The 12,953-nt window shown below is 62.9% G+C and carries 12 protein-coding genes and 1 pseudogene; 5 read left to right on the forward strand and 8 right to left on the reverse strand.

All coding sequences use genetic code 11. The features are described 5' to 3' along the window. Positions 1–378 precede the first annotated feature (378 nt). Both C489_RS22665 and C489_RS22670 read left to right on the forward strand, forming a co-directional pair. Entirely contained in the window at positions 379–567 is a 189-nt protein-coding gene (locus C489_RS22665; protein WP_239642070.1) for a hypothetical protein, read from the forward strand. 98 nt (positions 568–665) lie between these two features. Next, positions 666–761, forward strand: coding sequence for a KH domain-containing protein (locus C489_RS22670; protein ID WP_239642071.1), 96 nt, complete (start codon positions 666–668; stop codon positions 759–761). A gap of 168 nt (positions 762–929) precedes the next feature. On the opposite strand, the gene C489_RS22675 is transcribed toward C489_RS22670, so the two are convergent. Both C489_RS22675 and C489_RS22680 read right to left on the reverse strand, forming a co-directional pair. Further along, positions 930–1,205 carry a hypothetical protein gene (locus C489_RS22675; protein WP_239642072.1) on the reverse strand — a complete coding sequence of 92 codons (276 nt, stop codon included), beginning with the start codon at positions 1,203–1,205 and terminating at the stop codon, positions 930–932. A gap of 111 nt (positions 1,206–1,316) precedes the next feature. After that, positions 1,317–1,846 (reverse strand): annotated as a pseudogene (locus C489_RS22680) (hypothetical protein). A 114-nt stretch (positions 1,847–1,960) separates the two neighbouring features. On the opposite strand from C489_RS22680, the gene C489_RS22305 reads away from it, so the two are divergent. Next, positions 1,961–2,101 carry a hypothetical protein gene (locus C489_RS22305; protein WP_006432747.1) on the forward strand — a complete coding sequence of 47 codons (141 nt, stop codon included), beginning with the start codon at positions 1,961–1,963 and terminating at the stop codon, positions 2,099–2,101. 65 nt (positions 2,102–2,166) lie between these two features. Here C489_RS22305 and C489_RS17860 read toward each other — a convergent pair whose 3' ends face one another. Both C489_RS17860 and C489_RS21670 read right to left on the reverse strand, forming a co-directional pair. Then, positions 2,167–2,583 carry a hypothetical protein gene (locus C489_RS17860; RefSeq protein WP_006432748.1) on the reverse strand — a complete coding sequence of 139 codons (417 nt, stop codon included), beginning with the start codon at positions 2,581–2,583 and terminating at the stop codon, positions 2,167–2,169. Between the two features lie 149 nt (positions 2,584–2,732). Beyond that, positions 2,733–4,733, reverse strand: a complete 2,001-nt coding sequence (locus C489_RS21670; protein ID WP_006432749.1) for a helix-hairpin-helix domain-containing protein — start codon at positions 4,731–4,733, stop codon at positions 2,733–2,735. 256 nt (positions 4,734–4,989) lie between these two features. Here C489_RS21670 and C489_RS17870 point away from each other — a divergent pair, with 256 nt between their 5' ends. Beyond that, positions 4,990–6,447 (forward strand): MATE family efflux transporter, encoded by a 1,458-nt coding sequence (locus C489_RS17870; RefSeq protein ID WP_006432750.1) that lies wholly within the window; start codon positions 4,990–4,992, stop codon positions 6,445–6,447. 52 nt (positions 6,448–6,499) lie between these two features. Here C489_RS17870 and C489_RS17875 read toward each other — a convergent pair whose 3' ends face one another. The 4 genes from C489_RS17875 to rdfA all read right to left on the reverse strand — a co-directional run bounded on the left by C489_RS17875 (position 6,500) and on the right by rdfA (position 11,849). Then, on the reverse strand, positions 6,500–7,669 hold the full coding sequence (locus C489_RS17875) for a zinc-dependent alcohol dehydrogenase (RefSeq protein ID WP_006432751.1): 1,170 nt from the start codon (positions 7,667–7,669) through the stop codon (positions 6,500–6,502). A gap of 13 nt (positions 7,670–7,682) precedes the next feature. Then, the gene (locus C489_RS17880; RefSeq protein ID WP_006432752.1) at positions 7,683–8,465 is read right to left on the reverse strand and encodes an SRPBCC family protein; all 783 of its coding nucleotides are present in this window, start codon (positions 8,463–8,465) and stop codon (positions 7,683–7,685) included. 732 nt (positions 8,466–9,197) lie between these two features. Continuing rightward, positions 9,198–11,159 carry an archaea-specific SMC-related protein gene (locus tag C489_RS17885; RefSeq protein ID WP_049891028.1) on the reverse strand — a complete coding sequence of 654 codons (1,962 nt, stop codon included), beginning with the start codon at positions 11,157–11,159 and terminating at the stop codon, positions 9,198–9,200. Positions 11,160–11,222: 63 nt separating this feature from the next. Continuing rightward, positions 11,223–11,849, reverse strand: a complete 627-nt coding sequence (gene rdfA / locus C489_RS17890) for a rod-determining factor RdfA (protein WP_006432754.1) — start codon at positions 11,847–11,849, stop codon at positions 11,223–11,225. Positions 11,850–12,692: 843 nt separating this feature from the next. Between rdfA and C489_RS21950 the strand changes: the two genes are divergently transcribed. Beyond that, entirely contained in the window at positions 12,693–12,845 is a 153-nt protein-coding gene (locus tag C489_RS21950) for a hypothetical protein (RefSeq protein WP_160163651.1), read from the forward strand. Positions 12,846–12,953: the final 108 nt, after the last annotated feature.

Here is a 12,953-nt window from a genome sequence, read left to right on the forward strand (position 1 = left end):
AACACGGAAGATAAGCTCGCCTACGTTACGGTCAGTACTGGAGTGGGCGACCCTCTGGGAAATTCGTTTCGCCGCTTCCACTCATACTTATATTCTAGATAGCAACATTGTACGGCGATCCAAGTCGAGTCAAAGGGGAGAGGACCTAGTCCTTTCGTCGAACCGGCGAACAGATTGTGTTCTGACAGTTTTGGCTATGTCACGGTAGTGCCCCGTTGCAAAGCTATTTATTCTTCGTCACAAATACAATAATACCTATTTAATACCCCCTTTATCAATTCAATCTATAAATATATTTTGTATATTTTTGTCTAATCGGTCTCTTGATGATGGGCCTATAATTACCGAGGCCGAGACGACGAGATTGCAATCACATGAGTGATACAACTAACTCCGACTTGTACGACAGCGTTAGAAAAGAAGTCCCCGTCTCATCTAGATGTCACGGACATCCAGTATGAGGTTCCAGACCTCGTTATTTACACCGAGAACCCGCAAGAATTCGCAAAAGATGATAGTCTTCTTGGGAGTCTTGCCAATGCTCTCCGCAAACGAGTAACGATTTGACCGGTTACGGGGAGCCAATCCAGTCCGTCAAAAGCTGAGGCGGTGATCTATAACGTAGTTCCCGATGAGGGAACGTCCAAAACCTCGAGTTCCATCCGATGACTGGGGAGGTGCTAATCGAGGCCGAGAAACCAGGACTTGTAATCGGCCGACGTGGAAGCACAATTCGTGAGATTACACAAGAAGTGGGGTGAATCCGGAAGTCGTTCGAACGCCTCCAATGGAGAGTACTCGTAGTGGGCGAACGGATCACATTTGAGGGCGGGATATTCTTGCTCTTCGACGGCTTTCTTCGCGTGGTGAGCGTAGTTTTCCGGGTCCGTTCACCGATATGCCAACCGTTGGCGTAAACAGGAATTTCATCACGACTTTGCCGCCGAGAAGCTTCCAAACGGGTTCGTCATGGTACTTACCGGCGATGTCCCAGAGGGGATATCGAACGCAGCCGCGACTGCGTTGATCAGTTTTCCGGCTCGCCATGCAAACGGATTGCGGCGAAGTTTCCGACTGATCTGTTTCCGGTTTAGTGGATTTTCGCCGATGAGGTAGTGTTTGTGTGCATCTGCGGTTGCTTCGAGGGCAGCAGTCAAGCCTTCTCCACTCAGTGCTTCACCGACACCTGTAATTCCCTCATCCATTTTCACTTGGACAAAAACCAGTTGCGCCAGTCCGCATCGACAATAAATGTCTCAACTTCAGTTATTCGCATACGAGTAGGCTTGACTGGGAGGTAGAAAGAAGTTATAGGTCTATAACGTTTTTATAGAGAATGTAATCTCGAGATCAACACGTCGAAGATGCTTCCAGCCACTCTTTGGCTGGCATTGTTCGAAATCTGGGCAGCTACAGGTCTCTGCCTTGATGTCGAGTTCGTATGTGTTCCGGCTCTCACTGACGACCTCGTAGGTTGAGCCCACCTTGGCGAACCGGACATCCATCTCCTCGGTTACTGCACGCCGGGATTGCTGATCCTCGATCGGGTCCCCTTCCGCCTCGAGTGGGGTCGGTAGTGCTGGCGTCTTGCATTGGTCCTAGAACTCGTCGCGATGATTTCGGTCCTGGCTACAGTTCCGACAGCGCTAGTAGCGGGTTCGATACTCGTGACCGTCAGTGAGATCGAGGTCAGAGGGTGTTGGCTCCGTGCTTGGGAGCCACTTGTCGATCGCGATGAGTTCGTGTCCGTTTAGTCGAGAGTGTCTCCGGAATAGTGTTGCTTTCGGTCACTGCTACCGCTGTACTCGTGACGCTCGTGGTGCTTTTCTCGGTGGATCTTATGAATACTTAAATTCCATTTATAAAACCATTTACGATCTGAATGGGGCACTATCCAATTTGTTCTCTGCCCGAGCAAGCAGCGACGAAACTTAAGCCCCCTTGAGTGCTACGAACACACATGCCCTACCAGCTACAGTGCGACGGGTGCGACCTCGAGCGCGAGCACGCGGACTGGGCCGACGCGAACGAGGCGGCGAGCGATCATGAGGCCGAATACGCCGACCACTGGGTGAGTATTATCGAACTGCAGGAGGCCTGACGGGTCGCCGGTTCCCGAGACAACCGAAATCTGGGCCGCCGTCTCACCACCGAGCCGCCGAGTTGCTACTGGTCGAGTCCGGTTCCGTTCTCCCGGGCGAGATACGCCGACAAAATAGCGGTGTGGACCGTTCGGCTGTCCGTCTCCTGAATCGTGGCGGCCGCCTGAAAGCGTTCGCGGGCGCGGGTCACCGTCTGTGGCTCGGCGGCGAGGTGGGCGAGGACGAACGAATCGGACGCGACCGCTCGAGCAGCCTCGAAATCCGCCTCGTCGTAGAGATCGGCGAAGTCGGCGACGACGTCCGAGACGAGCCGGTCGGTCGCGTCGGCACCGGGATCGCCCGCCGGGACCGCGTCGGTGCCGTCGAAGTAGTTGTCGTAGTCGACGACGCCGGCTTCCTCGTAGAGGTGCGACTCGAGCGCGTCGAAGACCGGCTCGGAGATGTATACGCCGAACAGCTTGTATCGATCGTCAGTCGTCATTATCGGATACCTGCGTCTTTCGCGACCAACGCCCTCGAGTACAATAAAGCCGAACGACATCGACCGCTCGAGTCGCGGGTTCAGCCACGATCGAACTCGGCCTCGAGGCCGGGAGATCGACGGCGATGACCGGCAACCCTCGGGACCGCTCAGGCGTCGGCTTGCTCGATCCAGCGCTCCGCACGGGTCTCGGTGACGCCGGCGGCCTCGGCGACTGTCTCGGAGTCCGCTCGGGCGAGGTCCTCGAGCGAGGTAATGCCTGCGTCCGCGAGGCGTTCGCGGTCGGTTGCATCGAGCCCGACGACGCGTTCGAGTCGGCCGCCGACCGCGCGCTTACCGACTGTCGCCATCGCGGCGGCGACTTCGATAGGCGTGCTGGCGGCCGTCTCGAGAAGCGACAGTTGCTGGCGCTGCAGCGCGACCTGTCCGGAGAGGGTCCGGCGGGCGATCTCCCGTTGGAACTCGAGCCCGCGCTCGAGAGCGTTCCTCCCCGGTTTGAGCGCCGCTCGCTGGACGGCGACGGCGGCCGAAAGCGGCCCGGATGCTCGATTCCGATCGTCGTCGGTCGACATCGCTTCGGCCGCCGCGGCTTCGGACCCCGGCTCGATGCTCTCGAGGGCCGTTCGATCTCGCTCACCGGCCGTCTCGGCGGGCCGACGGTCGATGCCGCCGGTTTCGTCGGTCACGATCCGGCGGTCGACCGCGTCGACGCCCCGTTCGGGATCGGTCGGCTCCCCTTCGATCGCGTCGGGTTCGATGCCAACGCTGGGGTCGCGACCCGCGTCTGCGACCGATTCGAGATCGGGACCGGTCGCTAGCTTGGCGGCCAGGTCCATCTCCGCGGTCCCACTCGAGTCCGTACCACGCTCGCGTTCGTCGGCGTCGTCGCTGTCGACGACCGACTCGAGGTCAGGGCCGCGGTCCAGTCGGTCGGCCACGTCGCTCGTGTCGGCACCCGCTTCCGGCTCGTCGGTGTCCGTTTCAGCGCCGCTGGCATCGCTGACTGACTCGATGTCGACCCCGGTGTCCAGTTCGGCCGCCAGATCGGTATCCGCGGTCGGACTCCGTTCGTCAGCCTCGTCCAAGCCATCGCTAACGTCCTCGAGCGACCCGCTGTCGACGCCGCCGGTGACCGCCCCGGAGAGGTTCGGTTCCGAGTCCGATCGTTCGTCGTCGCTCGCGGCTTCGTCGTCCGGCTCGTTTTCCGTCGACGGTTCCCCGTCGGTCACACCGCGTACGTCGGCCATATCGACCGCCGAGACCTCCTCGTCGGACACCCCCTGTGCCCCCTGATCGGGAGTTTCCGCTGTCGAATCGTCTGCCGTCGGTGTCGCCGGTGTCTCGTCGCTCCGGGACGAGTCCTCGAGGTCGGCGTCGTCGACCGACTCGTCGGTCCGATCGGTCCCCTCAACCGCGGTCGGCCCCGCAGTGTCGGTCGCCCCCGCCGCGTCCGGCGCGTCCGTGGACGCGGTTTCGTCGATCACGGCGGTCTCCTCGAGTCCGTCTCGCGAGTCGGTGTCGACCGCCTCGTCGGCCGCGCTCGAGGCCTCGAGCGACGCTCGCTCGTCGGTTCGAAGCGGGTCGGCATCGACCCCTGACTCATCGGCATGGGTGCCTGCCTCATCCTCCGTAGTGTCCGCCGCAGGATGCGTCCCGTCGGCTCTCACTGGCCCGTCAGCGCCGTTCGGCTCCGCCGTCTGCTCCGTCGGTTCAGTTCGGTCCGCTTCACCCGCTGGCCCCGCACGTTCGACCTCGGCAATCCCCTCGTCGCGGACCCGATCTCGATCGGCGGCGCTATCTCGCTCGAGTCCGTCGGAATCGGCGGCTCCGCCCTCGGTCTCGAGGACCGGCTCGTCCGCCTCGGGACTGTGAGCCGGCTCGTCGGTCCCGGCTTGCGTGTCCGGTGCTTCGGGGTCCGACTCGAGTCGAATCACGTCGTCGCCGACGGTTTCGATCGCGTCCTCGTGGATCATCACCGTATCCTCGTGTGCCCGTTCCCAGCCGAGGGCTGCCCTGATCGAATCCATCACGCCCGGGTTCGGTTCGACGACGGCGGTGTCCCCTTCGACCGCCGCGACGGTCCCGATCACCTCGCCGTTCGCGCTCTCGACCGTTTTTCCGACGGCGGACTCGGAAAGCCGTGTACTCATGTCCGTGGGTGGGCCGTTCCGGGACAAGCCAGTACTGCCTGCACCCGCGCGTCGACCGCGACGGGTGACACGACGACTCGAGTGGGACACGCCGTTGCTGGCCCGCCCCGGGACACATTGACGTGGAATAATACGTGACCGAGTCACTCGCATACTGCCGCTAACGCCGTCGATAGCGGGTTATCGACCATGACGTATCGCTGAGGTATAAAGCGTTTTAGCGCTGAGGCGTGAAGACTCGAGCGTGGCTTCTCGAGTGCCGAATCCGTTCCGTTGGCTCCTGCTGTCGATCGGCTATCTGCTCGCGCGGGCCGGGATCGTCGATGGCCGCCGCGTCGAGCGGACGACCGATCTGGCGTGGCCGCGGATCGTCACGGGAGTCGCCCGGATGTCGAAGTCCGCGGCGGACGTGGCGATGGTCGGGATCGCCCTCGGCCCGGCAGCGATCGCTGGCGTCGGCTTCGCGACCCCCTTCTGGGCGCTCACCTTCGGGGTCGGCGGTGGGATCGCCGGCGCGACGATCAGTCTGGTCTCCCAACGCTACAGCGCGCAGGCAACCGAAGAGCTATCGCTTGCGGTGACGACGAGCGCGCTCGTCGTCGTCGCGATTACGGTCCCGCTCGCGGCCCTCTACTGGACCGTTCCGGAACGGCTGATCTCGCTCGTCGGCGACGACGCTGCATCGCTGTCCTACGGCGCGGACTACCTCCGGGTCGTCGCCCTCGGGGTCCCCTTTGCGGGCCTGAATCTGATCGGGAGCCGAACCCTCGTCGGGGCAGACGACGCGTGGACGCCCATGACCCTCCGAGCGGGCGGTGCCATCGTCAACGTCGCCGTCAACGCCGTCCTGTTGTTCGTCCTCGAGATGGGCGTCGTGGGCGCGGCGATCGGGACGGTGCTGGCGAACGTCCTCGTGCTGGCGGCGTTCATCACCGGCTTTACCCTCGGACGACTCCCGCTGATCGGCGAGTTCCCCGTGACGATCAGCCTCTCGCGGCCGTACACGACTCTCGCGGACGTCCGCGACGTGATCGATATCGGCGCGCCGCTGCTGTTTACGAACGTCGCCCGGCGGGCCGCACAGTTCCCGATGCTCGCCATCGTCGCGCTGTTCGGGCCGAACGTGGTCGCGGCCTACGTCATCGCCCGCCGGGTTCGGGACCTGATGGACACGCCCGGCTGGGGCTTCTCGCTCGCCTCGAGTAGTCTGGTCGGACAGGAACTCGGCACCGGCGACGAGGGCAACGCCGATATTTACGGCCACGAGGTGCTCTGGTTCGGCGTCGCCGTCTACCTCTTCAGCGCGACCCTCGTGCTCGTCTTTGCCGAGCAGGTGGGTCGGCTCTTCGTCGACGATCCGTCGATCCTGCCGCTCGTGACCACTTTCATCGTCGTCGCCTGCGTGAGCGTCATCTTCCGCGGCGTCAGCGGCGGCGCGACCGGCCCGCTCCGCGCGAGCGGTGACACTCGGTGGCCGTTCTACGGCCAGCTACTCGGGCTGTACGTGTTCGCGCTCCCCGTCGCCGCCTTCGGTGCCGTCTCGGTCCCGATTCCGGTCCTCGAGCTAATCCCCCCGCTCGGAATCGGGGCGCTCTACGCGGCGCTGGTCTTGGAGACGCTCGTCCCCGCCGTCGTCACGTACTACCGGTTCGCCGCGGGCCACTGGAAGGTCATCAGTCGCGGCTACCGTCCCGAAACGTCGCCGAGCGACTGAGTCCCGCTCCGCCACCAACTCGCCCCGCGACGCCCGGCTTTCCAGCGCCGGTTCAGGGCGTCAGGACCGGTCGAATACAGCCGTCCTCCTTGTGCTTGAACATATCGTAGGCCGCCGGCCCCTCCTCGAGCGACCGCTCGTGGGTCGCCAGATACGACGGGTCCAGGTCTCCCTCCGCGGCGTACTCGAGCAGTTCCGGAACGTACCGTTGCCCGTACTGTTGGGCGGTGCGGACGGTGAGACCCTTGTTCATCACCACGCCCATCGGGAACTTGTCGAGGAGGCCGTAGACGCCGAGGATCGAGAGGGTGCCGCCCTTCTTACAGGCGCGGATCGCCTGCCGGAGCGCGGTCCCGCGGTCGGTGTGGAGGCGCAGGGACTGCTTCGCGCGATCGTAGGCGTATTCGATCCCGGTTCCGTGGGCTTCCATCCCGACGGCGTCGATGCAGGCGTCGGGGCCGCGGCCGCCCGTCATCTCTTTGAGCGTGTCGACGACGCTGTCGACCGCGGTGTAGTCGATCGTCTCGGACCCCGCCTCGTTTCTGGCCGCTCGCAGGCGCTCGGGGAACCGATCGATACCGATGACGCGCTCGGCACCCATGAGGGCGGCGCTGTGCTGTGCCATGAGGCCGACTCCGCCACAGCCCCAGACGGCGACGGTATCGCCGTCTCGAATGTCACAGAAGTCCGCGCCCATGTAGCCGGTCGCCCACGCGTCGGACGCGAACAGCGCCTGCTCGGCCTCGAGTTCGTCGGGGACGTGAAAGCAGTTCTCGTCGGCGTGGGGAACCCGGACGTACTCCGCGTGGGAACCGGCGTAGCCGCCGAAGGCGTGCGTATAGCCGTAGATGCCGGCCGTCGTATCGCCGAGGATCGGTTCCTGCAGTTCCGCGTTCGGGTTCGTGTTGTCACAGAGCGACCACAGGTCGTCCCGACAGTAGCCACAGCTTCCGCAGCCGATAAAGGAGGGGACGACCACCCGATCGCCCGCCGAGACGTCCTCGACCTTGCGGCCGGTTTCGACGACCTCCCCCATGAACTCGTGGCCGATCACGTCCCCCTCGCGCATCGTCGGGAGGTAGCCGTCGATGAAGTGCAGATCCGAACCACACGGCGTGGTCATGGTCACTCGGAGGACGACGTCGCGCGGGTTGACGATCTCCGGATCCGGAACCGACCGGACCCGCAGGTCGTTGACGTCGTGCCAGCAGAGTGCCCTCACGCGCTCTCACCGGTCATAGCAGATCACCGCTCCCGCGCGCGGACGGATTGTGCTCGAGCGACGGGATCTCGCCCGTCTCGACGAGGCTCTTGAATCGGCGGAGCGCCTTCTTCGCGACCGTTTCGGGGACGATACCGAGCCGCTGAAACGCGGCGGCACCCAGACTCCCGGCCGGCGGATCGAACTGCAATCGGAGCGTGACGACCGTGCCCCGGTCACCCGCCGCCGACCGGAAGCGCACTTCGCCCTCGTGGGGGATCGTCGTCCCCTCGAGCGATTCCCAGCGCAGGGACTCGCCGGGTTCGTCGGCCGTGATCTCCGTCTCCCACGTCAGGTTCGGTCCGCGGGGCGTTTCCAGTTCCCAGTGAAGTCGGTCCTCGCCGGCTCCGGTTATCTCGGCGAAGGGACCCATAATCCGTGTCAACTGCTCGGGGTCGTGCCAGTACTCCGAGAGTTCATCGGCGGGTGCGCCGACCGTTATCGATCGCTCCACGGTCGGCATCCCCTCGGGGACGCCAGCCCCGACACCGTCGCGGTCGCGAATCGCCGAGGCGAGCGTCCGGACCGGGCGATCAGACCCACTGACTCCACGAGCGACCAGCCAGCCGCCGCCGCCGGCCAGTACCGTCCCGCTGAGCGACCGTCGCCTGAGCCCGGCAGCGAGGAGGAGTCCGCCGGCGGCCATGGTGGCCAGCCGCTTCCCTCGGCTATCGCCCCCGTCCGCCGCCGAGTAACTCTGCACGATCGCTCCCGATCGAAGCGTTTCCGGAATCGCCGTCGACAGTGCGCTACTCATGTTCGACCACGTGACTCCCGACTCGAGCGGGCCTGCGGTCGTCTCTGTGCCGGTTCCGGTTCGACAATCGCGTCAGCCACGGTTTCCTCGAGCATCTCGATGTCATCGAGTAACAGTTCACACGACAAACAGGACGAGGGCGATATTGTAGCTTTCAACTGCAAATGCAACGCCGGCCCACCGCTCGTCTCGGCAAGGGTCGGCCGCGTCGCGCGCTGCTTGCCGGAATAGGCCGCCGTTTCGGTATCGCTACCGCTGCTCGAGCGACGCGTATCACTTCTGACGATCCGTCCGGATCGGATCGAATACTCACGGCGTACTCTCGAATCCGATAGTAATTTTGTTATATGATATATGCCGTAACTGGAATCACAGTCCGGGCAGATTGAGATGTCGGGATATACCCATTGAACGCCGGATTCAGGCGATTTCCGGACTTTTGACCAGAGCTTCGAACCCCCTACCAACCGGCAGTCAGCTCCACTTCATCTGTCGCAAACGCCCTTCTGATGTCTATCTGATCGGGTAGGAGCGATCCGAGATAGACGCCGAAATCGGATCTATATACTCGAGTATACCTCTATGAAAGTAGTTACATCTACGGTACTCTCTGATTTCGTTCATGCTTAGCCAATAACCGGGCAGTGGGACGTATAGGCGGCCGATCGGGAACGGAACGCAAGCCGAAAGCGCACAACCGCGGTCGAATCGAAGATCCGACGGCGCTCGCGGTTAGATCTCTTCGACGTACGCGTACGATTCGGACAGCGCCTCGGCGTCTTCGCGCAGCAGGGCAACGACGAGGCAGTCGACGTACTCCTCGAAGTACTCGACGAGGTCCGCGATCCGGTTCGAGTCGATCGCCTCGAGGGAGTCCAAAAGCATGAACGGGACGACCTCGTAGACGTCGTGGACGAGATAGCCCGCGAGCGCGAAGACCAGTCCGGTGACCTCGCGTTCGCTCTCCGAGAGGTGGTCGACGGTGTCCTCGTAGGTCCGGCCGTCCTCGGTCGTCCGGACGATGTGGAGGTCGAACGCGGTTCGCGAGACCTTCCGCCGGCCCTCTCGGACCGTCTTCTCGCGCCGTTCGATCCAGATGCGGTCGATGTTCCGGTACTCGAGGATCGAGAGGATCGACTCCATGTGGTCGTTGAACGCGTCGACGGCGTTGGCTTCGATCCGATCGACGCGAGTCCGGAGATCGGTCAGTTCGTCCTCGATGGTCTCGCGGCGGTCCTCGACCTCGCTGCGTTCCTCGATCTTCGCCTCGATCTCGTCGATCCGGTCTTGGACCTCGTCGCGTTCCTCCTCGAGGTCCTCGAGGTCGAGTTCGAGCCGGTTCAGGTCGCGGTGGGCCTCGATGACGTCTCCGTATTCGGCGTCCTCGAACGTCTCAGCATCCGATTCGAGTTCGTCGACGCGTTTTTGCTGGTCCTCGAGGTCGGCCTCGAGTTCCTCGATGCGCTGTTCGCGGCGCTCGAGTTCGTCCGCGATCGCCTCGAGTCGCGTCTCGATCCGGCTGCGTTTTTGCGTTTGCTGGCGGAGTTCCTTGCGTCGGGTGGAGAGGTCGTCGATCTGTTCCTGCAGATCGCTTCGCTCGTCGAGTTTCTCCTGGCGGAGCGAGCGCAGTCGATCGAGCGTCGATTCGATCCGTTCGCGGTCGACCTGCGAGCCGCACGTCCAACAGATGACGTCGCTCGAGTCGCCGAGGAGTTGCTCGGTGATGTCGCCGTCACCGTCGCCGTCGTCGCTTTGTTCGGCCGACTCCTCGAGATCGAACTCGAAGCCGTCGTCCTCGAGTCGCTCCTCGTTGAATCGGATCACGCTCTGGAGTTCGCTGACGGTCGTATCGAGGGATCGCTTTCGGGAGCGAAGCTCCTGGACTCGCCCCTCGAGTCGCTCCGGCGACTCTTGGGTGTCGTCGACCTCCTCGAGGTCCGTCTCGAGTTCGTCGCGTTCCCGCTCGAGTTCCGCGTAGCTCTCCCGTTCGGTCTCGAGATCGTACTCGATGGACTCGAGTTCGGTTCGTGCCTCCTGGAGATCGGCGAAGGCCGACTCGATCTCCTCTTTCCGTTCGCGACTCGCTTCGACGTCGAGATCGAACTCGTCGAGTTCCGCCTCGAGTTCGTCGATCCGTTCGGTCGTGGTCTCGATCTCGTCTTCGAGTGCGACCCGGTCCTCCTCGAGGTCGGGGAGTTCAGCGTCGAGTCGCGAGAGCTCCTCGAGACGCTGATCCAAGTCGCGCTTTTCGGTCTCGAGCCTGTTGATTTCGGCCTCGATCTCGTCCGTATCGATCGGTCGCATGATGAGTTCGCGGAGGTCGTCGCCGGCTCTGACGGCTCGGCGCGCCTCGTTGGACTCGAGCAGGAACGCAAAGAGGTCCGCGAGTTCCGGATCGTCGAGGTAGGGGTCGCCGTCGAAGACGACCTCGCCGTTGCGCCGCTCGAGATAGCGCGTGTACTGTTCGTCGTCGAAAGACAGTTCGACGCTGCCGGCGTCCGCGTCGCCTTTCAGCGAGGAGCGCCGGCTGCCAAGCGCCGCCATGATCGTCTGGAGGAACGATGTCCGGTTCGTCGCGTTCCGGCCGGTCAGGACGTTGACGCCGGGTTCGAGTGTGACCTCGGTACTGTCGATCCCGCCGATATTCTCCGCCGCGACGGTAATCGCCGATGACACTGACTCCGGAGATGACATACGGGTCGTTTCTCGCCGCTGAATATAAATGCTATTTGGTTACGGCTGTTTTCGGACCGCCGATCAGGCGGGCTCCGTCTCGTCGCAGTCACAGCCACCCTGATCGAGCAGGTCGGCGATGGGGTAGTCGGCCCCGCACTGGCCGCAGATGGCGCGGACATCGACGAACACCTCGTAGTCCTTGTCCGTGAGCTCTCCGGCATTGCGTAACTCGTCGAGCGTGGACTCGGTGATGACCTGCGTGCGGCCCGCGAGTCGCTGGACGGTTTCTTTCTTCCGTTCGATGCGATCCTCGCTGTCCTCCTCGGGAAGCGAGGCGTCGCGAACGTTCGTGAGATACGTGTAAATCGTCTGGTGGGTGACGAAGTCCGATCGAACGTCGTCGATGTCGACCCCCGATCGCTCGAGTTCGCGGCGTTTGCGAACCGCGTCGGATCGAGACACGTCGTCGTCGGTCAGTGTTCGGTAGAGGGAGTCGATATCGGTATCGAGCACGGACGCGCCCGCTTCGCGCACGGCCGCACGGAGCACGGCCTGATTGAACTCGGTCGCGAGGTCGCGCAGACTCGTTCGCTCCGTCCCATCGCCGATCCACTCGGCCTCCAGGCGCTCTCCCCACTCCTCGAGCCCGTACTGGTCCATCACTCGCTCGACTTTCGTTCGTCGCCCGCCACTCGAGTCGTCTGCCATACCGGATGTCACTGAGGCCTATCGTACAAGTGTTGTGGTTGAGTGTCGCTCAACGACCGGCCGTCGGTATCGGGAACGGGGCGATTCCTCGACGCTCCCTCCGAAAGACATCAGTGTTATATCATTAATCGCGACGATCCCCCTGTCGCTCCGAATCGTATTATCAGTCCGTCGCTCGGCCTGTACGCGGCGGTAAGACTGTTCGGGAGTGGCGAATAGACTGCCGAGCGAGACGACGTGTCAGATGACACCGAACGGTAGGGTCATGTTTTACTCGAGGGAATGATGAGAGCGGTTCCCGATACGAACCAATAGGTGGACGGGACCGGTCTCTTCGGAGCGTGACTCAATGGCAAAATAATGATGAAAGTAAGCAGTTACAAAGATATGGCTGTAAATAGCCGGCTCGCGACGCCGAATGACCGACCCGTTCGCCGCCTGGGGTGGGAAACACGGGTCACTTTCCGTGGACACAGGGGAAGAGTGGGGTCGCTTCGAGCGAAACTGAGCGATAGAACGGGGCCAAACGACGACGAGCGAATCGCCCCCAAGAGAGGTTCCGCGTTCACGGCTGGCGAACTAAGCGACGAACGCGTTCGCACAGGAGCGTCTATCCGATTGAATGCGGATTCGGATACAACCGGACAGTGGCGTCGGTACCGGCGGTAATCTACGGCCGATCGTTCGGCCGCCGTGATCGTCGATCGGCATCGATCGTTTCCCAATACATAACGGCTGTTCGACGGGAACACTCGAGTCACACCGTCGGCCACGAACGGATTTCCCGGCTCTCGACCCCGGTTCGCGGACCGTTAGCGGCGGTATTGGGGGAGAAGATTTAACATGGCCTCCGCCGAAGAGCGAACGATGACCGAGCCCCAGCAGCCAGTCGTACAACCGTCCCGCTGTCCCGATTGCGATGGCGATCTCACGTTCGGCGGCAAATCGTGGCAGTGCATCGACTGCGGCCACATCCCGCGCCACGCCGCGGACTGATCGGAATGCAGTGGCGCGACCGCGTTCGATCGTCGTGATCGCGGGTCGTTCCCGCAGTAACGGATTGCCGGGTGATTTCTCGGTAGTCAGCGGTCCCCTGCGCGTCGA

The organism is Natrinema versiforme JCM 10478 (genome assembly GCF_000337195.1).
GTDB classification, from domain to species: Archaea; Halobacteriota; Halobacteria; order Halobacteriales; family Natrialbaceae; genus Natrinema; species Natrinema versiforme.